25 protein-coding genes are annotated in these 23,092 nt (G+C 69.3%); 11 read left to right on the top strand and 14 right to left on the bottom strand.

Annotated features, from left to right (window positions below):
• Positions 1-89 precede the first annotated feature (89 nt).
• Genes ACXC9Q_RS39155 through ACXC9Q_RS39145 form a run of 3 tightly spaced genes read left to right on the top strand, consistent with a single transcriptional unit; the run spans position 90 to position 3,012 of the window.
• Positions 90-1,394: an MFS transporter gene (locus ACXC9Q_RS39155; protein ID WP_457061866.1), complete on the top strand. Its 1,305-nt coding sequence runs from the start codon at positions 90-92 to the stop codon at positions 1,392-1,394.
• Positions 1,343-1,771 (top strand): MarR family winged helix-turn-helix transcriptional regulator, encoded by a 429-nt coding sequence (locus ACXC9Q_RS39150; protein WP_457061865.1) that lies wholly within the window; start codon positions 1,343-1,345, stop codon positions 1,769-1,771. Before ACXC9Q_RS39155 ends, ACXC9Q_RS39150 begins: the two co-directional genes overlap by 52 nt.
• Positions 1,768-3,012 (top strand): MFS transporter, encoded by a 1,245-nt coding sequence (locus tag ACXC9Q_RS39145; protein WP_457061864.1) that lies wholly within the window; start codon positions 1,768-1,770, stop codon positions 3,010-3,012. The genes ACXC9Q_RS39150 and ACXC9Q_RS39145 overlap by 4 nt, the downstream gene beginning before the upstream one ends.
• Here ACXC9Q_RS39145 and ACXC9Q_RS39140 read toward each other — a convergent pair.
• The 4 genes from ACXC9Q_RS39140 to ACXC9Q_RS39125 form a co-directional block, all read right to left on the bottom strand.
• Positions 3,009-3,959 (bottom strand): formylglycine-generating enzyme family protein, encoded by a 951-nt coding sequence (locus ACXC9Q_RS39140; protein ID WP_457061862.1) that lies wholly within the window; start codon positions 3,957-3,959, stop codon positions 3,009-3,011. The genes ACXC9Q_RS39145 and ACXC9Q_RS39140 overlap by 4 nt on opposite strands.
• A 105-nt stretch (positions 3,960-4,064) precedes the next feature.
• Positions 4,065-4,934 (bottom strand): LLM class flavin-dependent oxidoreductase, encoded by an 870-nt coding sequence (locus ACXC9Q_RS39135; RefSeq protein ID WP_457061860.1) that lies wholly within the window; start codon positions 4,932-4,934, stop codon positions 4,065-4,067.
• A 70-nt stretch (positions 4,935-5,004) separates the two neighbouring features.
• Complete coding sequence (locus ACXC9Q_RS39130; RefSeq protein ID WP_457061858.1) at positions 5,005-5,730, bottom strand: phosphatase PAP2 family protein; 726 nt, start codon at positions 5,728-5,730, stop codon at positions 5,005-5,007.
• 7 nt (positions 5,731-5,737) lie between these two features.
• Positions 5,738-6,178, bottom strand: a complete 441-nt coding sequence (locus tag ACXC9Q_RS39125; RefSeq protein WP_457061857.1) for an N-acetyltransferase family protein — start codon at positions 6,176-6,178, stop codon at positions 5,738-5,740.
• Positions 6,179-6,203: 25 nt separating this feature from the next.
• Here ACXC9Q_RS39125 and ACXC9Q_RS39120 point away from each other — a divergent pair, with 25 nt between their 5' ends.
• Complete coding sequence (locus ACXC9Q_RS39120; RefSeq protein WP_457061856.1) at positions 6,204-6,842, top strand: hypothetical protein; 639 nt, start codon at positions 6,204-6,206, stop codon at positions 6,840-6,842.
• A 323-nt stretch (positions 6,843-7,165) separates the two neighbouring features.
• Here ACXC9Q_RS39120 and ACXC9Q_RS39115 read toward each other — a convergent pair whose 3' ends face one another.
• From ACXC9Q_RS39115 to ACXC9Q_RS39105, 3 genes are all read right to left on the bottom strand, one after another.
• Positions 7,166-7,855, bottom strand: coding sequence for a 2OG-Fe(II) oxygenase (locus ACXC9Q_RS39115; protein ID WP_457061854.1), 690 nt, complete (start codon positions 7,853-7,855; stop codon positions 7,166-7,168).
• A 96-nt stretch (positions 7,856-7,951) separates the two neighbouring features.
• Entirely contained in the window at positions 7,952-8,581 is a 630-nt protein-coding gene (locus ACXC9Q_RS39110; protein WP_457061853.1) for an HAD family hydrolase, read from the bottom strand.
• On the bottom strand, positions 8,582-9,100 hold the full coding sequence (locus tag ACXC9Q_RS39105) for a dihydrofolate reductase family protein (RefSeq protein WP_457061852.1): 519 nt from the start codon (positions 9,098-9,100) through the stop codon (positions 8,582-8,584).
• 94 nt (positions 9,101-9,194) lie between these two features.
• Between ACXC9Q_RS39105 and ACXC9Q_RS39100 the strand changes: the two genes are divergently transcribed.
• A complete protein-coding gene (locus ACXC9Q_RS39100; RefSeq protein ID WP_457061851.1) occupies positions 9,195-10,091 on the top strand; it encodes a LysR family transcriptional regulator in 897 nt (298 codons plus the stop codon).
• The gene (locus ACXC9Q_RS39095) at positions 10,076-10,741 is read left to right on the top strand and encodes a hypothetical protein (protein WP_457061850.1); all 666 of its coding nucleotides are present in this window, start codon (positions 10,076-10,078) and stop codon (positions 10,739-10,741) included. The genes ACXC9Q_RS39100 and ACXC9Q_RS39095 overlap by 16 nt, the downstream gene beginning before the upstream one ends.
• A gap of 40 nt (positions 10,742-10,781) precedes the next feature.
• On the opposite strand, the gene ACXC9Q_RS39090 is transcribed toward ACXC9Q_RS39095, so the two are convergent.
• Genes ACXC9Q_RS39090 through ACXC9Q_RS39080 form a run of 3 tightly spaced genes read right to left on the bottom strand, consistent with a single transcriptional unit; the run spans position 10,782 to position 12,849 of the window.
• Positions 10,782-11,738: an alpha/beta hydrolase gene (locus ACXC9Q_RS39090; RefSeq protein ID WP_457061849.1), complete on the bottom strand. Its 957-nt coding sequence runs from the start codon at positions 11,736-11,738 to the stop codon at positions 10,782-10,784.
• Entirely contained in the window at positions 11,735-12,268 is a 534-nt protein-coding gene (locus ACXC9Q_RS39085) for a hypothetical protein (protein WP_457061848.1), read from the bottom strand. The genes ACXC9Q_RS39090 and ACXC9Q_RS39085 overlap by 4 nt, the downstream gene beginning before the upstream one ends.
• Before the next feature lie 53 nt (positions 12,269-12,321).
• A complete protein-coding gene (locus ACXC9Q_RS39080) occupies positions 12,322-12,849 on the bottom strand; it encodes a CGNR zinc finger domain-containing protein (RefSeq protein ID WP_457061846.1) in 528 nt (175 codons plus the stop codon).
• Between the two features lie 55 nt (positions 12,850-12,904).
• On the opposite strand from ACXC9Q_RS39080, the gene ACXC9Q_RS39075 reads away from it, so the two are divergent.
• On the top strand, positions 12,905-13,819 hold the full coding sequence (locus ACXC9Q_RS39075) for a 2-dehydropantoate 2-reductase (protein ID WP_457061845.1): 915 nt from the start codon (positions 12,905-12,907) through the stop codon (positions 13,817-13,819).
• Here ACXC9Q_RS39075 and ACXC9Q_RS39070 read toward each other — a convergent pair.
• Positions 13,813-14,430 (bottom strand): hypothetical protein, encoded by a 618-nt coding sequence (locus ACXC9Q_RS39070; protein ID WP_457061843.1) that lies wholly within the window; start codon positions 14,428-14,430, stop codon positions 13,813-13,815. The two genes, ACXC9Q_RS39075 and ACXC9Q_RS39070, sit on opposite strands and share 7 nt — an antisense overlap.
• Before the next feature lie 142 nt (positions 14,431-14,572).
• Between ACXC9Q_RS39070 and ACXC9Q_RS39065 the strand changes: the two genes are divergently transcribed.
• Together ACXC9Q_RS39065 and ACXC9Q_RS39060 are read left to right on the top strand one after the other, a co-directional pair.
• Complete coding sequence (locus ACXC9Q_RS39065) at positions 14,573-16,534, top strand: histidine kinase (RefSeq protein WP_457061841.1); 1,962 nt, start codon at positions 14,573-14,575, stop codon at positions 16,532-16,534.
• Positions 16,522-17,181 (top strand): response regulator transcription factor, encoded by a 660-nt coding sequence (locus ACXC9Q_RS39060; protein WP_457061840.1) that lies wholly within the window; start codon positions 16,522-16,524, stop codon positions 17,179-17,181. The genes ACXC9Q_RS39065 and ACXC9Q_RS39060 overlap by 13 nt, the downstream gene beginning before the upstream one ends.
• A gap of 180 nt (positions 17,182-17,361) precedes the next feature.
• Here the strand turns inward: ACXC9Q_RS39060 and ACXC9Q_RS39055 are convergent, their stop codons facing one another.
• The gene (locus ACXC9Q_RS39055) at positions 17,362-17,787 is read right to left on the bottom strand and encodes a MarR family winged helix-turn-helix transcriptional regulator (RefSeq protein WP_329474636.1); all 426 of its coding nucleotides are present in this window, start codon (positions 17,785-17,787) and stop codon (positions 17,362-17,364) included.
• 88 nt (positions 17,788-17,875) lie between these two features.
• On the opposite strand from ACXC9Q_RS39055, the gene ACXC9Q_RS39050 reads away from it, so the two are divergent.
• Positions 17,876-19,768, top strand: a complete 1,893-nt coding sequence (locus tag ACXC9Q_RS39050) for an ABC transporter ATP-binding protein (RefSeq protein WP_457061838.1) — start codon at positions 17,876-17,878, stop codon at positions 19,766-19,768.
• 24 nt (positions 19,769-19,792) lie between these two features.
• On the top strand, positions 19,793-21,283 hold the full coding sequence (locus ACXC9Q_RS39045) for an FGGY-family carbohydrate kinase (RefSeq protein ID WP_457061836.1): 1,491 nt from the start codon (positions 19,793-19,795) through the stop codon (positions 21,281-21,283).
• Here the strand turns inward: ACXC9Q_RS39045 and ACXC9Q_RS39040 are convergent.
• Both ACXC9Q_RS39040 and ACXC9Q_RS39035 read right to left on the bottom strand, forming a co-directional pair.
• Positions 21,260-21,994, bottom strand: a complete 735-nt coding sequence (locus ACXC9Q_RS39040) for an SDR family NAD(P)-dependent oxidoreductase (protein WP_457061835.1) — start codon at positions 21,992-21,994, stop codon at positions 21,260-21,262. The two genes, ACXC9Q_RS39045 and ACXC9Q_RS39040, sit on opposite strands and share 24 nt — an antisense overlap.
• 330 nt (positions 21,995-22,324) lie before the next feature.
• Complete coding sequence (locus tag ACXC9Q_RS39035) at positions 22,325-23,089, bottom strand: maleate cis-trans isomerase family protein (protein ID WP_457061834.1); 765 nt, start codon at positions 23,087-23,089, stop codon at positions 22,325-22,327.
• Positions 23,090-23,092 lie beyond the last annotated feature (3 nt).

Genomic DNA, 23,092 nt, shown 5'->3' with positions numbered 1-23,092 from the left:
GGTAGCGCGGGCGGGCGGATTTACGCAACTGCGGTAGCGGAAGGAAATCGCTGACATGGATTGTCAGTGTTCGCTGCGACCGTGGTGGGATGCGCAGACACAAGCTGCTGTTGCCGGCAGCCTTCATCACGTCCCTCGGAAACAACATCCAGCTGATCGGCGCCGCGCTGCTGCTCGTCCGCGCGCAGGGATCGATGCTGGACGTCGGCTGGCTGTTCATCGCGGTCGCGGTGCCGCAGGCGGTGCTCTCGCCGTACTTCGGTCGGCTCGCGGACCGGTTCGATCGGCGCCGGCTGTGGATCGGGTGTGATGTGGTGAGTGCCGTCGCGGCGCTGTGTCTGCCGGTCGGGTTGGCGGTCGGTGGACCGCAGCAGGTGCTCGTGTACGGGAGCAACTTCGCGCTCGCGGTCGTTGCCGCGCTGTTCGTGCCGACGAGTGCGGCGCTGGTGCGGGAGCGCGTGCCGGTGGCGGACTTGCGGCGGTTCAACGGGAACTACGAGATCGCGCTGCAGAGCGGGATGTTGCTGTCGGCATCGGTTGGCGGTTTCGCCTTGCAGTACTTCGGTTCTACGCCGCTGTTCGTGTTCAACGGGATCACGTTCGTTGCCTCCGCGCTGTTTGTCGCCGCTGTCGGCGGGCGCCGCCGGCCCGTGGCGGACGCCGGCGGTGATCCTGTCCCGACTGTGCGGTCCGTGGGGGGAACGGTTCTGCCGCTCGGTCCGCTGGCCCTGCTCTTCGGGCAACGGCTTGTGGTGGTCACGGTGTTCAACGCGTTGCTGCCGGTGCTCCTCGTCGGTGAGTGGCATCGTGGTCCGGCCGTCCTTGGTGTTGTGGACGCGCTCGGGGGTGCCGGGTTCCTGCTCGCCGCGGTCGCCTATCGGCGGTCCGCCGTACGGTTCGGTGATCTTCGGGTTGCCGTGGTGGGGTTCCTGGCCTGCAACGCGTTACTCGTCCTGCAGCCGCTGTTCGGGGTCGGTGCGCTGATGGGGTTGGTGCTGGTCGGCGCGTTCGTGTTCGGGCAGGCGCGGATCGCGGCCCGGTCCTTGCTGATGACATCGGTCGACGAGTCGCGGGTCGGGCACGCGTTCGGGGTCGCCAACGGCTACGGTCTCGCGGCCACCGTCGTCGTCATGCTGGTGACCTCGATCGTCACCGGACGCACCGACACCCGGTACGGCTTCGCGACCCTCGTCACCATCAGCGTGTTGGCCGCCGTACTGGCCCTCGGCTGGATCCGCCGAGCCCAGCTCGACAGGACTTATATAAGTACTGTTATGATTTTGCCATGGACGATCCGACGGAGCAGAGTCAGTGGCGAGGCCTGCACCAGTTGCAGACCCGGATGGACGCCGACATCGGGCGCATCTACACCGACCGGCAGATCAAGGGGCTGAAGCCGAGCTTCGTGATGGAGCTGCTGCGGCTGCACGCCAAGGGCCCGATGACGATCACCGAGCTGGCCGAGTCGGTCGGGCGGACGCATTCCGCGCTCAGTCAGAAGGTGTCGGCGATGCGGACCGCGGGGCTGGTGCGGACCGTGCCGGGGACCGATGCCCGGAGCAAGAAGGTCGCGCTGACCGCGAAGGCGAAGAAGATCGTCGAGCTGCTGGCGGCCGAGTGGCGGGCAACCGAGGCCGCGATCACTGAGCTGGAGGCAGAGCTTCCGTATCCGATGACGCAGGTGGTCCGGGATGTCGAGGAAGCCCTGGCCCGCAAGAGCTTCCACGACCGGATCGCGGCGAAGCTCGACCGCGTCGAGCCGGAGCGGTGAGCGTCAAGCAGGCGCTGATCGACCTGGAGCCATTGCGAGCCGCTCCGGTGTTCCGGCGGTTGTGGGTCGGGCAGCTGTTGTCGACGTTCGGCGGCCAGTTGGCGTTCGTCGCGGTGATGTTCCAGGTGTGGGATCAGACGCAGAGTACGGCGTGGACCGGTGCGGTCGGGTTGTCGCAGGCGTTGCCGTTGATCCTGCTCGGCCTGTTCGCGGGTGCGCTCGTCGATAGGGTCGAGCGGCGGCGGTTCTATCTGATCACCACGTGCGGGCAGTTGATCACCTCGGCCGTGATGGCGAGCCAATTGGTGATCGGTGCGGTGCCGGTCGGCGTACTGCTCGGGCTCGTCGCGGCGCAGGCGTCGTTCGCGGCCGCGGCCGGGCCGGTGGCGCGGACCGTCCTGCCGCAGTTGCTGCCCCGGGAGCTCCTCGCCGCCGGGATCGCCCTCAACCGGATCGCCTTCCAGGCAGCGATGCTGCTCGGTCCCGCCATCGGCGGTGTGGTGGTGAGTGCCTGGGGCGCGGGGGCCTGCTACCTGATCGACTGTCTCAGTTTCCTGGCCGCGCTGTACGGCGTACTCGGACTCCCCCGCCTGCGGGTCGAGGCGGTCGCCAAGCCGGGGCTGCGGGGAGTGCGGGACGGGCTGGCGTTCGTCGTCGCGACGCCGGTGATCCGTGGTGCGTTGATCACCGATCTCGCGGCGACCGTGCTGTCGATGCCGATCAGCCTGTTCCCGGTGATCAACGCGGAGCGATTCGGCAACGATCCGCGGACGCTCGGCCTGTTCCTGACCGCGATCGCGGTGGGCGGCGTCACCGCGTCCGTGCTGTCCGGTGCGTTCACCCGGTTGCCGCGACACGGCGTGGTCATGCTCGCTGGATCGGCTGGGTGGGGGATCGCGCTTGTCTTGTTCACGTTCTCGCCGGTGCCGTGGCTGGCGTTGGTGTTCCTCGCGGTGGCCGGCGCCGCGGACACGGTGGCGGTCGTCTCCCGGAGCACGATCATCCAGCTTCACACGCCGAGCGAACTCCTCGGCCGGGTGAGCGCCGCCGAGCAGATCGTCGGTCAGGCCGGCCCCGATCTGGGCAACCTCCGCGGCGGTCTGGTCGCCCAGATCACCTCGCCGGTCACCGCTCTCGCCTCAGGTGCCTTGCTCTGCATCGCCGCCGTCGCCGCCGTAGCAGTCACCACCCCAGGCCTCAGGTCTGCCGAGGTGTCTAACACCAGGGATGTCTGTCCTTAGCTGCCGATCGAGGCGACGGTGCGGAAGCCGGTGTTGCCCATCGACGACTCGGGGGTGTTGGAGGAGCGGGCGGAGTTGCGGTAGCGGTTGCAGTACGAGTCGTGGCACAGGTACGAGCCACCGCGCATGACCCGGGCCGCGCCGAGCGACGGGCCCTGCGGGTCCGCGTCGGGGGAGAACTTGTAGTAGCGCGGGCCGAACCAGTCGGCGCACCACTCCCAGACGTTGCCGACCGTCTGCCACAGGCCGAATCCGTTCGGCTCGAAGCTGCGGACAGGCGCAGTGGTGAGGTAGCCGTCGTCTTCTGTGTTCACGCCCGGGAACTGGCCCTGCCAGATGTTGCAGCGCCAAACCCCGTCGTCACGAAGGTCGTTGCCCCACGGATACCGCGCGCCCTCGAGCCCGCCGCGGGACGCGAACTCCCACTCGGCCTCTGTCGGCAGGCGGCGACCGGCCCACCGGCAGTACGCGACGGCGTCGTTCCAGCTCACGTGTACGACGGGATGGTCGTCGAGTCCGTCGAGATCGGACCGGGACCCACCCGGGTGACGCCAGTCCGCGCCCCGCACCCCGGCCCACCACGGTGTACCCGCGGCCGGCCCCATCACCTCGTCCGGCTCGGCCGCCAACGCGAGGTGGAAGACGGCGGAGAAGCCGAAGATCTCCGCCTCCGTCCGATAGCCGGTCGCCTCGACGAATCGGTCGAAGTCAGCATTCGTCACGCTCGACGCATCGATGCTGTACGGCGCCAGCCGGACCCGATGAACCGGTGTCTCGCCATCTCCGGCGTTCCCGTCCCCGGTCCCGTCACCCATGGCGAACTCGCCACCTTCGACCACAACCTGTTCCACTCCGTGCTGCCCGGTCTCCGAAGACACGGGCGGCGGAGTGGAGGCCTCGGTCACCGGTCGCGGTGGCGCACAACAGGACGGATGCTCGTCGCTCATACCTCCAGGATCTCTCACGTCACGCTGACGCGAGTGACCGCAGGTCCTGGTGGTTGAGGTAGACGACGATCCGCCAGTCGCAGGGCCTGGCGTGATGCCGGTAGGTCATCCGAGGCTGGGCGGGCCCTGCTCGATGCGGCGGAGGACCGGCTCCAGGCGGTAGAAGTCGGTCCCGGTGATCAGTTGGCGTTCGTCCCACCACGTCGCGCCGGCTTCCGCGAGCGGCTCGACCAGCGCCCGGGACTTCGCAGGGTTGCCCGGACTGATGCCGCCGACGATCACGTCGTACGGCGTACTCCGGGCGACACCCTGGTCACGGAGAAAGCCGACGAGGTCACGCAGTTCGTCGACCGGCGGAGCCTCGCCGTGGTTGGCATTCTGGAACAGCGGTACGGCGCCGTCCCACCGCGCGGCCCGGCGCATCGGTGCCTTCCGCGGCCAGTAGCCCGCGATCCACACCGGCGGCCGCGGCCGCTGAACCGTGGCCGGCAGCAACGTCACGTCGTCGACCCGATAATGCTTGCCGGTGTGATTCACGGTGTCACCGGACCAGTACGCCGCCAGCAGGTCGAGCCCTTCGTCGAGCTTCTCGGCCAGCACCTTCGGATCGGTCACGTCCCCGAAGCTGCCGAACTCGTCCGCGATCGGCCCACCGAGCCCCGCGCTGAAGATGACCCGTCCACCGCTGAGCGCATCCAGCGTCGCCACCTGGCGCGCCAGCTGCTCCGGCCGCCGCCGCGCCACCGGCGTCACCAACGGCCCCACCGTGATCCGCGACGTCGCCAGCGCGGCCGCGGTCAGCAACATCCACGGATCGCCGAACGCCTGCCCCCGCCGCTGCTCCTTGCTGTGCACGACGTGATCCCACACGAACAGCCCGTCCCACCCCGCCTCCTCAGCCGCGGCAGCCACCCGCGCGACCGTACGAGCGTCGGCGAAGTCCCCAAAGTTCGGCACATTGATCGAAAAGCGCACCCCAGCATCCTCACCCATCGCGCCGGGCCCGGGCAATCGACTTGCCACCGCGGGAGCCGGGCGACTGCGGTCAGTGTGGGGGTGAACCTTCCGCCGTGGGCGCAGGCCCGTCGCGGCGTTGGTCGAGACGGTTGCGGATGAAGGCGGCGGCATTCAGGACGATCACCAGCCAGACGATCGCGACGGTCCAGCCGGCGACTACGTCGGTGGCCCAGTGGTAGCCGAGGTAGACACGGCTCAGGCCGATGCCGATGCTCAGCACCACCGCGGCCGCGAGAATCGCCGTCCGGGTCCGGCGTGACCTGATTCTCGTGCAGACCAGGGCGGCCAGGGTGAGGTAGAAGACCGTGGAGTTCAGGGTGTGACCGGACGGGAACGCGAACGTCTCGGAGACGGGACCCAGTACGTCCACGGCATCCGGTCGAGCACGCCCGATCAGCGACTTCAACACACTCGTCAAGATTGTCGAGCCGATCATCGCCACGAGCAGCACGACCGGGGCTCGCAACGATCGGGTCCAACGCCACAGGACCAGCGCTGCGACAACCGTCAGGGGCACGAGGACCACCGCGCTGCCGATGAAGGTCAACACGCGGGCGATCGCCGTGAGGACGGTCGTCCGGTGTGACACCGCGTCTGCCGTCAGCTCGGGATCGAACGCCGCCAACCCGTCGGATTCGGTCGCCGCGTCGGCCAGGACGATCAACCCGAGCGTGCCGGCCACGACCACGGCCGCGCTCGCGGCGAGCACGCCGTACCGGTGTCCGGTCTCGCTGGTCCTGCCGCTTGACGTCATTTCACACTCAGGCGAGGTGGAGTTCGATGAACGGGATCGTGTCGCCGGGCAGGAGGTAGGTCTCGACCTCGGTGAAGCCGTGGGACTTGGCGAACCGCAGGCCGTCCTCGTTGGTGGCGAGGATGTGGGTCTCGATGCCCTTCCCGCCGAGCTCTCGGCCCTTCGCGAGACAGTGTTGGTAGAGCGTCTCGCCGTACCCCTTCCTCCGGTGCTCGGGCAGGATGCGGGCGATCACCGTGACAGCCTCGGTCTCCTCCGAGGGTGGCCGCACTGTCGAGCAGCCGACCAGTACGTCGCCGTCGTACGCGACCTCGAGCACGTTGCGGCTGGCGCGCTCGCGGATGTCGTCCACCGACAGCGGCGCGGTCGGGATGATCTCGTTGTGCACCCGCTGCCAGTCCAGCACCGCCGCGTCGTCCGTCACCGGCACGATCCGAAGTTCAGTCACTTCCCCAGCGTAGTAGCGTCCGGGTGTGCGGATTCTCTTTGTCGGTAACAGCTTCACGGCCCGGAACAACCTGCCCGGCCTGCTCAAGGGTCTGGCCGGCGCCCGGGGGATCGATCTCGAGCACAAGCTGATCTCGGCCGGCGGTGCGTCCCTGCGTCAGCACCTCAACGCCGGGAAGGCCCTCGAGGCGATCGCGACCGGCGACTTCGACACCGTCGTACTGCAGGAGCAGAGCACGCTCCCGATCAAGAGCCCGGCGCGTTTCCGGGAGGGCGCCCGCGACTTCCACACCGCGATCTCGGCCGCCGGCGCCCGGACCGCGCTCTACCAGACCTGGGCGAGGCGGAACGCCCCCGAGACCCAACAGGCCCTCACCGACGCGTATGCCGCTAGCGCGGTGGAGCTGGGTGCGACGCTCGTACCGGTCGGGATGGTCTGGCAACGCTTCCTGGCGCAGTACGACGAACCCGTCCTCCACGACGCTGACAACAGTCACCCCGCACTCGCCGGCAGCTACCTCGCGGCCTGCGTCTTCCTCATCGCCTTGCTGAACGAGGACCCAGTCGGCACCGACGTACCAGTCAAGGGCCTGCCCGCTGACACAGCAGCCCTCCTCCGCCGATCCGCCTGGAACATCTGCGAACAACTGGCCTCCGCCGAGTAGAAGGACACCGCCTTCGCAGCGTCAAGCAAGGTTGGGGGAATCCGGAGTGCCACCCGCCCCGGAGCCGGCCCCGGCGGCCAGATCAGGGGTTCACCCCTGATCTGGCCCCTTCACCACGGGGATGCGGGGGGTAGAAGGGTGCAGCTGCGAGGTTCTCCCCTGAAGTTGCCCCACCGGCTGGCTCTGCCCAGCGCAGGCCCGCCGGTGCGGAAGCTAAGCGCGGTGATGCCCTCAACCGTTCTTGGCGAGGCACTGGCTTTGTCGTCAGGTGCTCGCATCTGCGTTCGCGCCCCCACAGCACGCGCTGCCGGGGGTGGTGTTGTCTACTTCGCGTCGTGGAAGACGAGGCCGAGGGTGTGGCGGTGGCCGGTGCGGATGGTGGAGACGCCGTGGCGGACGGGGGAGGCGGACCAGCCTCGGGTTGAGGGGACGGGGCGGTCTCGGGTGGTGAAGACGAGGCCGTGGCCTTGGGGGATCAGGGTGGAGGTGCCGCGGGACTGGGCCCGGGGGCGTTGTTCGACCAGCAGGAATTCGCCGCCGGTGTGGTCGACGCCGGGGTCGTTGAGGTTGATCACGACCTGGAGTGGGAACACCTTGTCGCCGTACAGGTCCCGATGCAGTGCGTTCCAGTCGCCCGCGCCGTACCGCAGGAGGATCGGCGTGGGGCGTGTCTGGCCGGCGCGGTGACACATGTCGAGCCACTCGTCGAGCGTGTCCGGCCACTCCGCGTCGCGGCCGAGCTTGGCGTACCAATCGCGTGCTATCGGCAACAATCGTGGGTAGAGCGCCTGCCGCAACGCCTCGATCGCCTCGGGGAACGGGCGATCGAAGTACCGGTACTGTCCCTCGCCGAAGCGATGCCGGGCCATGTCGATCGTGGCCCGGAACCGGCTCACGTCGTCATAGAGCCGGGCGATGCCGGCCGCCTCGGTGGGCGTGAGCAGCCGGGGCAGCAGCGCGCACCCGAGATCGTTCACCTCGGTGGTCACGGCGTCCCAGTCGGCTTTCGCCACTCGCTGCGCGTATCTGTCCATACCCAGGGAACGCGCCGGCCCCCAACTGTGTGAGTCCACCCCGCGAGACAGACGCCGTCGCCCGCACGCTGGGGGTCAGCCGTGCGCGAGCAGAAGTTTGAGCAGCTCCGGCATGTTGCGGGCACCGGCCACGTCGAGGTCGGGAGCCGGATTGGCGGCGGTGTCCTCGCTGTGGAAGAGAACAGGACACAACCCCGCGGCCCGGGCTGCGGCGAGGTTGGTCGGCCGGTCGTCGACCATGACCGTGTGCGCCGGGTCGAGGCCGGGGTGCGCCAGTACGGCGTCGTACGCGGCCGGGTCGGGTTTGCGGGCACCGATCTCGGCGCTGACGTACCAGTGGTCGACGTACGGCTCGAGGTCGAAGCGTCGCCGCAGGTGGGCGGACCATGGCCCGGCATCGTTGGTGAGCACCAACACCGTGACACCGGCTTCGTGGAGACCCCGCAGCATGTCGACTGTGCCGACCGTCAACTGGTGGTTGCGGCAGTAGTCGCTGTCGGACGCTGTCCGGCCGACGCCTACCGCCGCCCAGAAGTCGTCGGTGGACAGTTGGCCGAGGGTGCAACGGCGGTACGCGTCGCGGATCTGGGCCTCGGTGCACGGGCAGTCGTGCCTCCGGAGGTAGGGGAGGAGGACGCCGCTCACCACGTTGCCGTGCCGGTACAGGACGCCCATGGCATCGAGGACGACGAAGCGCTGGGCCATCTACTTGATCACCTCGAAGCGGAAGTTGGTGCGTTCGGTGGTCAGGACCTTGAGGCTGGCCGGATGGACGCCGGGGCTGTCGTAGAAGCGGACGCCTTCGCCGAGGAGGACGGGGACGATGTGCAGGACGATCTCGTCGACCAGGCCGGCGTCCAGGGTCAGGCGGGGTACGGCTCCGCCGGTGACGACGAGGTTCTTGCCGTCGGCGGCTTTCAGGCCGTTCGCGATGACGTCGCGGATGTCGCCGGAGACGTAGGTGAACTCCGGGACCGGATTGGTCGCCGGGTCCTTGTGGGTGTAGATGAGGACCGGGCCTGTCCACGCACCGCCGTACGGTCGGTTGTCGCCGACCGCGTCGACGAGTCGCCCGCCGCACAGGAACGCGCCCGTGGTCCGGATGACCTCGGCCGCCAGCTCGGACGGCTCGTTCACGCCGAAGCTCCAGTCCAGCTTGTCGTCCCGGTCGCCGATGAAGCCGTCGAGGGACATCGTCATGTGCCAGACAACCTTGCCGGTCATGCTGTTCTCCTCTCGTTCGGCCACCACCCTGCCGGTCCGGAAGTGCATGCGTCTAATGCCAATCCCGGCGCGAAAGCATAGATAGCATCGATCCATGCTCGATCTCGTCCGGCTGCGCGTGCTGGCCGCGGTCGCCGCCCACGGATCGGTGACCGCGGCGGCCGAGGCCTTGCACTACACCCAGCCCACCGTCAGCCATCACCTCGCCCGGCTGGAGGCCGCGACCGGCGCGAAACTGGTCCAGCGGGTCGGCCGTGGCATCCGGCTCACGCCCGAAGGCGAGGTGCTCGCGCGCCGGGCCGCCGAGATCGTCGGCCGGGTCGATGCGGCCGACGCGGAGCTCGCCGCGTTGGTCGGTCTGCAGTCCGGGCGCGTCCGGGTCGGGGCGTTCTCCTCGGCGCTCAGCGTCCTGGTGCCGCCGGCCGCCGCGGAGCTGCGCCGCGAGCATCCGAACCTCGAGCTCGAGCTGGCCGACGCCCACCCGGTCGTCGCGGCGCGACAGCTGCGCGCGGGCGACATCGACCTTGCGATCTTGTTTCGGTACGACGACGACATCCCGGACGACGGACTTCGGTACACCTATCTCCTCGACGATCCTGTGCAGCTGCTGAGTCGCCGGACGGGGGAGACCCTCACCGACCACCGGGACTCGGATTGGATCGCGGGGTGCGTGAACTGCCGGCAGGAACTGCTCCAGCACTGCGCGGACGCCGGGTTCACGCCGCGCATCGCCTACACCAGTGACGACATCATCGTGAAGCAGGCCTTCGTCGCGGCTGGTCTCGGAGTCACCACGATGCCTGGCCTGGCGCTGCGTTCACACCATCTGGACGGAGTGCGGGCGACCGAGCTGTCCGTCGTACGCCGGATCTACCTCGCGACGTACGGCGAACCACCGGACCCGCCGGCCACCACGGCCTTCGTCGGGGCGTTGCAGGGCGTGTTGAGATCCGGTGCAGTGGGCACTGGGTCCGCATGCGGGAGCGCCTAGCGTCGCGTTACGACCGGATCTGGCGAGCGGCCGTCGTGTTGCTGGCCACGATCGGGCTGGCCTCGGCGATCGTGTTCGTCGGCCTGTCGACCAACCTGGTGGCCTTCCTGGTCGCGGCCGCCGTGGCTGGGGCCGCCGCTCTGCAGGTCGGCCTCGCGCGGGAGTTGCCGTCGGCGGATTTGATCCGATCGACACCTCGTTTGGCCGTTCTCGGCGGTCTGCTGGTGCTGGCGATCTGTGGGTTCGCCGCGGCGGTGGGCCTGGAGACGCTGGTCCTGGTCGGGCTGATCATCACCTTGTCGCCGCCGGTGCTCGCCCGGCTGCGGCCTGCCGCCCGCCAGCCGGCCGAGCCGATGCGTCAGCCGCAGGATGTGCCTCCACCATCGCTACCCACACCTCGCTATCTGTCCGCGGTGGCGCGCAGCCTGTGCGAGCTGAGTGACGAGGAGATCTGCCTGGCGTGGCGGCGGAGCTTCACCCGGCTGCAGACTTCCTCGACCGCCGAGCATCGGTCCGCGATGGCCGACGTCCGCCGCGCGTACCTCGACGAGCTCGAGCGACGGAGTCCGGAGGCGTTCGCCGCCTGGATCCACTCCGGCGCCCGAGCCGCCGGCGATCCGGCCAGGTTCTTCATCCCGCACACCAGCTGAGGTGGGGCGCTCGCCCTTGCGGCCCCGGCGATCGGCAGGCTCATGGGCGGGGTCCGCTGAACGTCGTCCGGAGGTCGGCGCCGATCAGCTCGACTGCGTGCCGACCGGCCGACAGGGCCGCGGGAAAGTTGAGGAACGCGTGCATCGTGTCCGCGTACTCGACCAGCCGCGCCGGTACGCCGTCCTGCCCGAGCCGGCTCGCGTAGGTGCGCGCGTCGTCGCGCAGCGGATCACGTCCGGCGGCGAGGACGAGCGCGGGCGGCAGGCCGGCGAGCGTGGCTGCCCGTAGCGGTACGGCCGCGGCGGGGAGGTCGCCGTCGGGGAAGTATTGCGTCGACGACCAACTACCCGGCGCGATGCTCAGAAATGTGCCGTCGAACGAACGGTACGACTCGGTGTCCTGGTCCAGGTCGAGGGATGGGTAGCAGAGTATCTGGCGGTCGGGGAGGGGAGTGCCCTCGTCGCGCGCGAGCAGGCAGGCGCCGGCGGCGAGCGCGGCACCAGCACTCTGGCCGCCAATCACGATCCTGCCGTCACCGTTGAGCTCTGCCTTGTACTCGCGGAGCCAATCGAGACTGTCGCGAACATCGTGAAGCCCCGCTGGATAAGGGTCTTCGGGCGCGAGTCGGTAGTTGAGCGAGACAACGATAACGTTGCCTGCGGCAGCGATCCCCGAGGTTGCGTACTCGATGTCGCGGAGATCCCCACCGATGAAACCACCACCATGCAACCAGAGCACAACTGGCCTCGGCCCGGAGGTGAGCGGACGATAGACGCGCGCCTGGAGGCGGCGGTCCGGCAAGGTGATGGTGAGGTCTTCGGGGTGAGTCCGCGGATCGCACTCGCCGGCCAGCTCCGGGTCCGGGAGTTCCTCGCGATCGAGCAACAGGGCCTGATAGGGGTCGAGGTCGGGGCCTTCGGGCTGGTTCGCGAAGAATTTCAGCAGCTGGTCGGTCTCGGCCGCGAACTGCGGACTGTCGACGATCTCGGCCTTCATGCGGAGACCGCCGCGGGCTGGAGGTGGCGGGCGGCGTGGCCGAACACGATGCCGTCGGGCGGAGTGGAGGCGTACTCGGCCAGCGCGCCGATGCCACCGTCGAACCCGCCGCCCGTCGACGGGTCCGACCACGACTTCTCGTCGTACTGCTCGATCTCGGCGACGAGTGCCGCGCCGACGCTGTCGAAGCGGTGCCGGAGCAGGTCGGACGGGATGTGGCGACCGGCCTCGACGCCGCCGACGTTGAGAGCGCTGCCGACCTCGGCCGTCTCCCAGCGCGGGTCGATGCTCCAGTGCAGGCGGCCGGCCTTGGCGTCCCGGAGTACGGCGAGGGTGATCTCGTCCCACATCAGGATGTGCGCGACCAGGTCGTGCAACGAGTCGCAGAAGTGGCCGAGCGGACCGGCCGTCACCCGGTACGGCGCTCGCAGCTCAGCCTCGGTCCGTCCGTCGATGCGGGTCAGCAGGAGCTCCTGGTCGGTTCGGAGCAGATGTGCCGCCTCGACCGGAGAAGTCTTCGGTGTACGCATGCGCCCACTGAACCATGCCGCGGGTTGTCTACCAGTTGGACTGCAGAATGTCTTCAATCCACCCGGCCCGCGCGATAGTGCGCCATCTTCGCGCGGGCGCCGCAAGAGTTCATCGAGCACCAGCGCCGTCGGCCGGCCCGGCTCTCGTCGACGAAGAGCAGCGAGCAATCGTCGGCGGCGCAGGTGTGGATCCGGTCCGCAAGCGGTCCGGTCAGCAGGTCGACCGCGTCCCGCGCGAGCACACTGAGGAGACCGGCCGCGTCCGTCGTGATCCTCTCGGCCTGACGGTCCCGGGTGAGCCGAGGGCCGGGGATCGGCCGGGCGCTCCAGCGGTTGACCAGGTCGACGTCCGCGGCGAGCGTCGTACCGGTGAAGAGGCGGTAGAAGGCTTCGCGCAGCGCCAGGGCCTGGGGGAAGGTGCGGGGAGACACGGCGACGGGGCGATCGGCGAGGCCGGCGTCGTGGAACCAGCGGCCCAGGTCGGCCGCGGCCGGGATCCGCTCGAACGGGGTCTGCAGGCGCTTGCCGAGGGTCGCGGTGAAGTCGACCGACGGCCGGCCGCCCACCCAGGTGAAACTCATGCGACTAGTCTATCCTCGGTGTTACCAGTTGAACAGGTAACAGAGGAGTGGGGCTGTGAAGATCGCGATCGTCGGAGCGGGTGGCGTCGGCGGGTACTTCGGTGCCCGGCTGGCCGCGGCCGGGCAGGACGTCAGTTTTGTTGCGCGCGGCAAACACCTGGAGGCGCTGCAGTCCACTGGGCTCGTCGTGCGGAGTCCGGCCGGTGACCTGGAGCTCTCGCCCGTGCGAGCGACCGCGGACCCGGCTGAGCTCGGCGAGGCCGACTATGTGCTCGTCTGTGTGAAGACCTGGCAACTGGCCGAGGTGATCACGGCGATCGCACCGCTCGTCGGCGATGCGACGGCGATCGTCACCGTGCAGAACGGCGTCGAGGCGCCGGACCAGGTTGCGGCGGTCTACGGCCGCGAGGCGGTCCTGCCAGGTGCTGCGGAGGTGATCGCGTACGTCGACGGTCCGGGGATCATCCGCCACCTTGGCAACGGGAAGCTGACCTTCGGCGAGTGGGACAACCAGCCGACAGTCCGCACCGGCCGGCTGCGGGAAGCCTTCGTCGACGCCGGCCTGCAAGCGACCGTCCCGGACGACATCTGGGCGGGCCTGTGGACCAAGTTCCTTTCCGTCGTGCCGAGCGGCGGCCTCGGTACGGCGACCGGCGCCGGGTACGGCGTCCTCCGGACGAGACCTGGTACCCGCCGGCTGCTCACCGAGGCGACCACGGAGATCCGCGACGTCGCCCTGGCACGCGGGGTCGCTCTCGCGGCGGACGTCGTACCCAGAACTCTCGCCTTGATCGACCAGTTGCCGGCTGACGGCACCACGTCTCTCCAACGGGACCTGATCGCCGGCCGGCCCTCCGAGTTGGAGGCGTGGACCGGAGCGGTAGTACGCCTTGGACGCGAGTCCGGCGTTCCCACTCCGGTCAACACCTTCCTCTACGAACTCGCCGCCGCTCGGACGACCCCTCAGTGATCGATCCGGGCCCGCACGCGGGGTTCGGCTGAGACAGCCTGGCGCGGGTAGACGGCTGCGAACAGCACGCACAGGGTGACTCCGTAGATGGCGACGCCCAGTGCGAGGGCGCTGGTCACGCTCACGCCGATCAACAGGAAGGCCCAGATGCCCGCGGCCAGCGGCGCGTAACGACGCCACCCCGTCCAGTCACCTGAGCGCAGGACCGCCACGCCCGCGATGAGCAACCCGACCGCGGTGAGCGCTACCCCGAGGCCGAACACCGGGCCGACGATCTTGGGCCCGGTGTCGTCCATCCGCTGGTCGGCGATCGGGATCGACGCGAGCTCCGCGACGAGCAGGACGAACGTCCCCGCCACCGCGAGCATCGCGCCGATCCGGCCGCCGCGGCTCCCCATCGCGCGGACGACGGCCAGCATGCCGAGCAGAACGAGCAGGTGGAACCCGGCGTACAGGACGGAGACACCGAGGATGGCGTCACTGCTCCAGGGGTAGCTCCACATCGTGTCGGAGACGTCGGAGGCCGGCTTCACCAGCACCTCCACGGCGATGCCGGACAGCGTCGTCAGGACGGCGCCGACGAGACCGAAGACTGCGAGTTTGCGGTTCATGATTCCCACCTTTCGAAGTGTGCTTCGACGCTAGGTTTCGGCGGTTGCCCGGCGCATCGGCGTCAGTACGCCGATCGGCGCGCGAAACCGCGTCAGTGCCAGCACTGTTGGCGGGATCATCCGGCGCTGCCACGATGGTGGCGTGGGTGGGCGCCGGCCGTTACCGACCGTGTTGTTCGGAGTGACCGTGGTCGCGGAGATCGCCGCGATCGCCCTGTCGTGGCGGCTCGAACCCGTCTACGACACGCTGCTGTACGGTGCGTTCGCGCTCACCACCGTCGGCGCGGGAGCGTTGATCGCCCGGCGGCATCCGGAGAACGCGATCGGCTGGCTGTTCTGCGGCTTCGGACTGCTCAACGCACTCGCCGCGGATCTCGCCCAGGGCTGGGGACTCCGGGCCGCCGCCGAAGGCTGGGCCGGCGGTCCGATCGGCGAGGGGATCTCCGCTGTCAGCTGGTTGCCGAGCGGCTTCGGCTGGACACTCACCTTCCTGCTCTTCCCGACCGGCCATCTGCCGAGCCGGCGCTGGCGTCCGCTGCCGTGGATCGCCGCGGCCGGTCTGGTGCTCAGCATGCTCGCCTGGTCGCTGAGTCCGGCCAGGGGCCGGGACTTCAGCAGTGGCCACAACCCGTGGGCGGTCGAGTCGCTGCCGACCGGTGCCCTTCTCGCCATCGGCATGCCGCTGTTCCTCGGCGCGCTGATCGGCGCCGTCGTCTCACTTGCCGTCCGCTTCCGGCGCTCGGCCGGCCTGGAACGCCAGCAACTCAAGTGGTTCGTGCTCGCCGCGTCCGTCGCCGGCGTGGCTCTGCCGACGAGCTTCCTGCTCTGGTACGTCACTCCAGCGGCCGGTGTCATCGCCGCCGTCGCGCTCTCGGGCTTGCCGATCGCCGCCGGTGCCGCGATCCTGCGCTACCGGCTCTACGACATCGATCTGTTCATCAGCCGGACCGTCGCCTACGCGGGCCTGACGGTCTTGCTGATTTCGGCGTACGCCGTCGTGACCGTTGCCCTGGGCGCCTTTCTCGGCCGGGGTTCGGCCTGGACCACAGCCATCGCGACCCTGGTGTGCGCCGTGCTGTTCCGCCCGTTGCGTGGCCGCGTCCAGGACGCCGTCGACCGCCGCTTCAACCGGGCCCGGTACGACGCGCTGCAGCGGATGGCCGGCTTCCTCGAAGACGTCCGCTCGGGCCGCCGCGCACCGGAGGACGTCCAAGTCGTCCTGCGCGAGATCCTCGGCGACCCCGGCCTCGACCTCCTTGTCTTCCTGCCGGAGAGCCGCCGGTACGTCGACCTGGCCGGCACGACCCGCGCCGACACCGACGGCCGGCACCGGATCGCCATCGAACGCGGCGACCAGCCGATCGGCGTGGTCCTGTACGACGCCACCGGCGGGATCGGCCCGGACCTGCTGCGCCGGGTCGTCGAGGACGGTGGTCTCGCCGTCGAGGTCGCACGGCTCCGCGCCGAGCTCAACGTCCAACTCGTCGAGGTGAAGGCCTCCCGGGCCCGGATCGTTGCCGCCGGGCACGCCGAGCGCCGCCGGATCGAACGCGATCTGCACGACGGCGCCCAGCAGCGGCTGGTGTCCATCGGCCTCGCGCTCCGCCACGCGCAGCACCAACTCGGAGCGGCGCCACCCGCGGACGTGCGGGTCACGCTGGACGGCGCGGTCGCCGAGGCGACGGTGGCGATCGGTGAGCTCCGCGAGTTGGCCCGCGGTCTGCCGCCCGCCCAACTGGACGCCGGTCTCGCCCCAGCCTGTCAGGAACTCGCGCGTCGTGCTCCGCTGCCGGTGTCGGTGCGGATGCCCGACCAGCGCTTCGACACCGGCATCGAGGCCGCGGCGTACTTCATCTGCTGTGAAGGCCTCACCAACGCGGTCAAGCATGCCAGCGCCACGCGGGTCGATCTGATCGCCGACCAGGACCGCGAGCGGCTGGTCGTGCGCGTGGTCGACGACGGCGTGGGTGGAGCCGCGGCCCGTAGCGGCACCGGGCTCACCGGCCTCGCCGATCGGGTCGCGGCGCTCGGCGGCACCTTCCACATCCAGAGCCGGCCCGGCACCGGTACGACGCTCGTCGCGGAGCTGCCATGCGGATCGTGATCGCCGAGGACCAGGTCCTGCTCCGGGAAGGGCTGAAGATGCTCTTCGTCGACGGTGGGCACGAGGTGGTGGCGACCGTCGGCGACACGGACGGGCTGCTCGCGGCGGTGACGTCGTACCGGCCGGATCTCGTCGTGGCGGACATCCGGATGCCGCCCGACTTCGGCGACGAGGGTGCCCGGGCGGCTCAGGCGGTGAAGAGTGCGCACCCGGAGATCGGCGTACTGCTGCTGTCCCAGCACATCGAGACGCATCACGTGGTCGAGCTCGTATCGCTCGGTGGGTTCGGGTATCTGCTGAAGGATCGGGTGCTCGACGTGGGCGAGTTCCTGGCCGCGGCCGAGCGGGTCGCGCGGGGTGGGTCGGCGCTGGATCCGCAAATGGTGGCGGGGTTGGTGGCCCGGCGTGGGGCCGGCGATCCGCTGGCGATGCTGACGGATCGCGAGCGCGACGTACTCGAGCTGATGGCCGAAGGCTTGACGAACAATGGCATCGCCAAGCGGCTCTACCTCAGCGAGCGAACGGTCGAGGCACACGTCCGGCACGTGTTCACCAAGCTGTCGTTACCCGAGACCGAGGACGGTCACCGCCGGGTGCTCGCCGTACTGACTCACCTCAGCGCGGCCACTCCAGACCGAGGCCGCTGAGCATGCGGATCTGCGGGACCTGGGTCACCACCCACACATTGAGCAGGAGACCCGGTTATCCCCACTGACGTTCAGTCGGCGGGCGGTGTCGGGCTGTGAAGGCGTGTCGGACCGGTGTGGCTTCGGGAAAGCGCGCGGTCCCGGGGCTGCGCTGCCTGCTGATGGCTTCGGGGATGTCCGTCAGTCGTCGGTGAGGCGTTGGAGGAGGTGGATGAGGGTGGATTGTTCGGTGGGGGTGAGGCGGGTGAGTTGGGTGGCCATGGCTTCGCGGCGGTTGTGGCGCAGGGTGGTGAGGATCTGGGTGCCGGCCGGCGTGAGGGTGACGAGGGTGGCGCGGCGGTCGTTGGGGTCGGGGTGCCGGGCGACCAGGCCGGCGGCCTCGAGGTCGTCGACGACCGAGGTGGCCGAGCGAGGGACGATGCCGAGTTGTGCGGCCAGTTCGCTCAGGCGGAGCGCGCGGTCGGCGCGGTCGAGGGTGCGGAGCACGCGGAACTGGCCATGGGTGACGCTCTCGCCGAGCCCTTCCCGGGACGCGCGCCGCTGCCGGCGGACGATGCCGTCGAGCAGGGCCGCGATCTGTTCCGCGGAGTCATCCGGAGCGTGCACGACCAGAGCCTAGTGGTTGAGGATCTTGTGAGGTTAGCTCATAGTGAGGTAAGCTCAGTATATCTGGTCCCCGACCGAAAGGATCTGCATGTCACAGATCTCTGGACTCCCGGGTGGGGGAGGCGGTGGCGGTCGCGCGATGCGATCGCTGATGAAGGACTCCTCCGTCCGGCACCACAAGCTCACCGCGGGCACCCTCCGCCGCATCCTCGGCTTCGCCCGCCCCTACCGCGGCTACCTGGCCTTTTTCCTCGTCCTCGTTGCCCTCGACGCCGGCACCGGCGCCGTCACCCCCTTGCTGTTCCGCGCGATCATCGACGACGGCATCGTCCCGGGCCGCGCCGACGTGGTCGTGTGGCTGGCCCTTGTCGTCGCGCTGCTCGCGGTCGTCAACAGCGCGGTCACGCTGGGCGAGCGCTGGTTCTCCGCGCGGATCGGCGAAGGACTCGTCTACGATCTGCGCACCGCCGTGTTCGACCACGTGCAGCAGATGCCGGTCGCGTTCTTCAGCCGCACCCAGACCGGCGCGCTCATCCAGCGCCTGAACGGCGATGTCCTCGGCGCCCAGCAGGCCTTCACCTCGACCCTGTCGAACGTGGTCAGCAACTTGCTCAGCGTCACTCTCGTGCTCGGCGCGATGTTCGTGATGTCGTGGCAGATCACCCTGCTCGCGCTCGTGGTCCTGCCGCTGTTCATCGTCCCCGCTCGGCTGATGGCCGGGAAGTTGCGCGAGTTGACCGCCGAGACCTACAAGCTCAACGCGACCATGGCGCAGACGATGACCGAGCGCTTCAACGTCGCCGGCGCCGTCCTGGCCAAGGTCTTCGGCCGCACGCAGGACTCCTCGAAGGAGTTCGCCGGCAAGGCTGCTCGGGTCCGTGACATCGGCGTCACCACCGCGATGTACGCGAGTATCTTCCGCGTCTCGCTCACCCTGGTCGCCGCGCTGGCCGTTGCCCTCGTGTACGGCGTCGGCGGCGTGTTCGCGGTCGGAGGAACACTCGGGATCGGCACGGTCGTCGCGCTGACGGCGTACCTCAACCGGCTCTACGGACCGCTCACCGCGCTGTCCAACATCCAGGTCGACGTGATGACGACGCTGGTCAGCTTCGAGCGGGTGCTCGAGGTGCTCGACCTCCCGCCGATGGTTGCCGACCGCAAGGACGCGAAGGAGCTGCCGGCCAACGCCGAGCCGTCGATCGAGTTCGACCACGTGTCGTTCCACTACCCGTCCGCCGAGGAGGTGTCGCTCGCCTCGCTGGAGTCGGTCGCGACCCTGTCGGCCGAGACCGGCGAGGACGTCCTCAAGGACGTCAGCTTCACCGTCGAGCCCGGACAGTTGGTCGCTGTCGTCGGCCCGTCTGGCGCCGGCAAGACGACCCTGTCTTCGCTGGTCTCCCGGATGTACGACGTGACCGGTGGCGCCGTACTCGTCGGCGGCCGCGATGTCCGCGAGGTCACCCAGCGCTCATTGCGAGAGGTGATCGGCGTGGTCACGCAGGACTCGCACATGTACCACGACACGATCCGCTCCAACCTGCTGCTCGCTAACCCGGAAGCGACCGACGCCGAGCTGCACGAAGCACTCGTGGCCGCGCAGATCGCGACCCTGGTCGGCAGCCTGCCCGATGGTCTCGACACCGTCGTCGGCGATCGCGGTTACCGGTTGTCCGGTGGCGAGCGTCAGCGGCTCGCGATCGCGCGGCTGCTGCTCAAGTCGCCGTCGATCGTGATCCTCGACGAGGCCACCGCGCACCTGGACTCCGAGTCCGAGGCCGCCGTCCAGGCAGCACTCGCCAACGCGCTCGTCGGCCGTACGTCGCTCGTGATCGCGCACCGGTTGTCGACCGTCCGCAACGCCGACGTCATCCTCGTCCTGGACGAGGGCCGCATCCGCGAACGCGGCACCCACGAGGAGCTCCTCGCCAAGGGCGGCCTGTACGCCGACCTCTACTCCACCCAGTTCGAGAAGGCAGCCTGAGAGGCGAGACTCTAGGGTTGGCGGATGAGCTTCGTGATCGGGGTCGACATCGGCACGGGCAGTACCAAGGCTGTTCTGACCACGCTCGACGGCACGGTGCGGGCGGTCGCTCGGCGCGACCACGCGCCGAGCCTGCCGCAGCCGGGCTGGGCCGAGATGGATGCGGATCGCGACTGGTGGGGTGATGTCGTGGACGTCCTCGCCGAGCTGACGTCCACGCATCCGGACGCGGAGATCGCCGCCGTCTGTGTCTCGGGCCTCGGACCATGCGTCGTACAGGCCGATGCCGAGCTGCGGCCGCGGCGGCCGGCGATCCTGTACGGCGTTGACACCCGTGCGACCCGGGAGATCGAGGAGATCACCACGCAACTCGGCGCGGACGCGATCCTCGAACGCTGTGGCAAAGACCTGTCCAGCCAGGCGATCGGACCGAAACTGGCCTGGTTGCGGCGGGAGGCAGGGGAGGACTGGCAGCCGCAGGATCGATGGTTCAGCGCGCACACGTACGTCGTGGCCCGGCTGACCGGTGAGTGGGTGCTCGATCATCACACCGCGAGCCAGTGCGATCCCTTCTACGACATCCGCGCGCAGGACTGGGCCAGGGACTGGGTTGAAGCGGTGCTGCCGGGTCTGGCGCTGCCACGGTTGGTGTGGCCGTCCGAGCAGGTCGGCGTGGTGCGAGGTGTCGCGGCTGCGGAGACCGGACTGGCCGAGGGGACTCCAGTGGTTGCGGGCACGGTCGACGCCTGGGCGGAAGCCTTCAGTGTCGGGGTGCGGCGTCCTGGCGACCTGATGCTGATGTACGGCTCGACGATGTTCTTCGTCCAGGTGCTGACCGCACCGACCAGTGTCAGTGGGCTCTGGACGACGTCAGGCGTCGAGCCCTCGTCCCACACCTTGGCGGCCGGGATGGCGACGTCCGGGACGATCACCACGTGGTTGCAGGATCTGACCGGTGGAGTGCCGTTCGAGACGCTGGTCGCGGAGGCGGCCGCCGTTCCGGCCGGTGGTGAGGGGCTGGTGCTGCTGCCGTACTTCAGCGGTGAGCGTACGCCGATCTACGATCCGCTGGCCCGTGGTGTGATCGCCGGACTTACCCTGCGGCACGGGCGTGGTCACCTGCTGCGAGCGGCGTACGAAGGAATCGCTTGTGGCGTGCGGCAGATCATCGGCGCTCTCGAGGAAGCGGCCGGGCGGCCGGAGCGGATCGTTGCCGTCGGCGGCGGTACGCAAGGCGGGCTGTGGACTCAGATCGTGAGTGACGTGTGCGGGCTGGAGCAGCAGGTACCCGCGCAGACGATCGGAGCGTCGTACGGCGATGCCCTGCTGGCGGCGATCGGGATCGGTCTGGTGCCGCCGGACACCGACTGGGCCCGACCCGATCACGTGGTCCGTCCCGATCCGTCGACGGCCTCGACGTACGCGGAGCTCTTCCAGACCTACACGGAGCTGTATCCGGCGACTCGCGTGCAGATCCACCGGCTGGCGCGCTCAGGTCAGATCGCGGATGTGTAGGACGCTGCCGTTGTCGAGGTCGCGGTCGAGCGTCGACCAGATCGTGCGGGCGATGTCCTCCGCCTTGGACAGCAGGCCTTCGGCGTCCATCTCGCGGAAGCGGCTGGACTCCGGCACCTGGTCGTCGCTACAGGCGCGCAGCTCGGCTTGCATGCCGGTGTCGACCGCGCCGGGTGATATCGAGATCACCCGGCAGCCGGGATCCCGCCGGCGTTGCTCGAGCCCGGCCGTGCGGACCCACTGGTCGATCGCGGCCTTGGCGGCGCAGTAGCTCGACTCACCTTCGTGCGGTCGGCTGGCGGCACCGGACGACATCATGATCAGGTGCTGCTCGCAGTCGCGGCCGGAGACCGCGCTGAGGAACGCCTGGCCGAGCACCAGGGCCGCGGCCGAGTTCAGCAGCACGTTGCGCGTGTACTGCGCGGTGTCGACCCGGTCGGCCGGCCCCAGCGGTGTGAGCGAGCCGGCGTTGTGGACGAAGACCACCATCTCCGGGGAGTACGTGTCCAGTCGCTGCCTGAAGTCCGTCGCGACCACCGGCCAAGAGTCCGGGTCGGCCAGATCGACCGCGACGTGGTGGGCTCCCGGCGTACCACCGCGGCGAGAGATGTCGACGAGTTCCGCGTCGAACGGGAGTGTCGCCGCCAGTGCGGCGCCGAGCCCGGCCGAGGCTCCGGAGATCCACACCAGAATCCGTCGCAACGGAATCATCGCATGCACCAGCCGAAAGGCAGGCAAAAGTCCAGCATCATGCAGTTCCCCCCTGCAACGCCCCACCGTTCCCCGATGCAGGAGCAGCCTACGTCGTGAAGTGCTCAGATCGAACCCCTGTCGGCGTTTCTGACCCCTCGCAATCCCCTGACCACACACGGAGTTCTCAGCAGACACTCAGAGTCGGAGGCTGTTACAGGACACTTGTGTCAGCATCGGTCCATGCATGTACCGACGGCTGCTGAGATCGCGAGCGCCTTCGGGTTGGGGGAGCCGGCTGGGGAGTTGGTCCTGGTACGGCGAGGCGACACCGACGCGCGGGCTCTCGCGTCAGAGCGCGAACAGCCTGCCGTAGTTCGTCGGGCGGGCGGACGTGCGGGCGGCATGGAGGAGAGCCCAGAGCAGGACTGAGTTGGCGGTCAGGACCGGGCGCTGCAGGTCCGCTTCCAAGGTGGAGATCACGCCGACCGTGCGGAAGCCGTTGCCGCCGATGAAGACGGCTTCGGCGTTGTCGGGTGTGTGGGCAACGATCCACGCGAACAGGTCGGCCGGGCTGATGCTCCGCTGATTGCTCGGCAGCTCGCAGGGTCCGTGCAGGACGACGTCCAGGTCCAGCGAGGTGAAGTACCCGGCACCGAGCCGGTCCAGCTCAGCGTCGAACCAGGGCGGGTTGAAGAGCGCGATCCGCTGCACGTTCAGCGTCCGCAGTCCGGCCACCGCCGCGGCGCACGTGGACACCACCGGGATACCGGCGCTGTGCTCCATCAGCCGCTCGACGACCTTGCGTTCACCGTCGGCGCCGATCACGTACGCCGAACTGGTGAATCCGATGCCGATGGCACCCAGTGGCGCGGCGGCCAGCAGGGCCGTGGCTTCGTCGATGTCCGGCGGTTCGACGAACGCCTGCACCGGCGCCAAGGGGATCGTCGGGTCCATCTGGCCGCCCGTCCTGATCCCGCCGAACGGCACACGGGTCGCATGCACCCGAACACCCTCCGGAGCCATCGCCTGGAGTTCCGACTCGGGGCCGACGTCACCGTGCGGCGTCAGTACGCCGATCCGTGCCCGCACATCCCATCCATCCGGCTGCCACATGAC

It is taken from the genome of Kribbella sp. CWNU-51 (assembly GCF_054073265.1).
The sequence above is the reverse complement of the archived record's forward strand: the minus strand, read 5'-3'. Positions and strand labels throughout refer to the sequence as shown.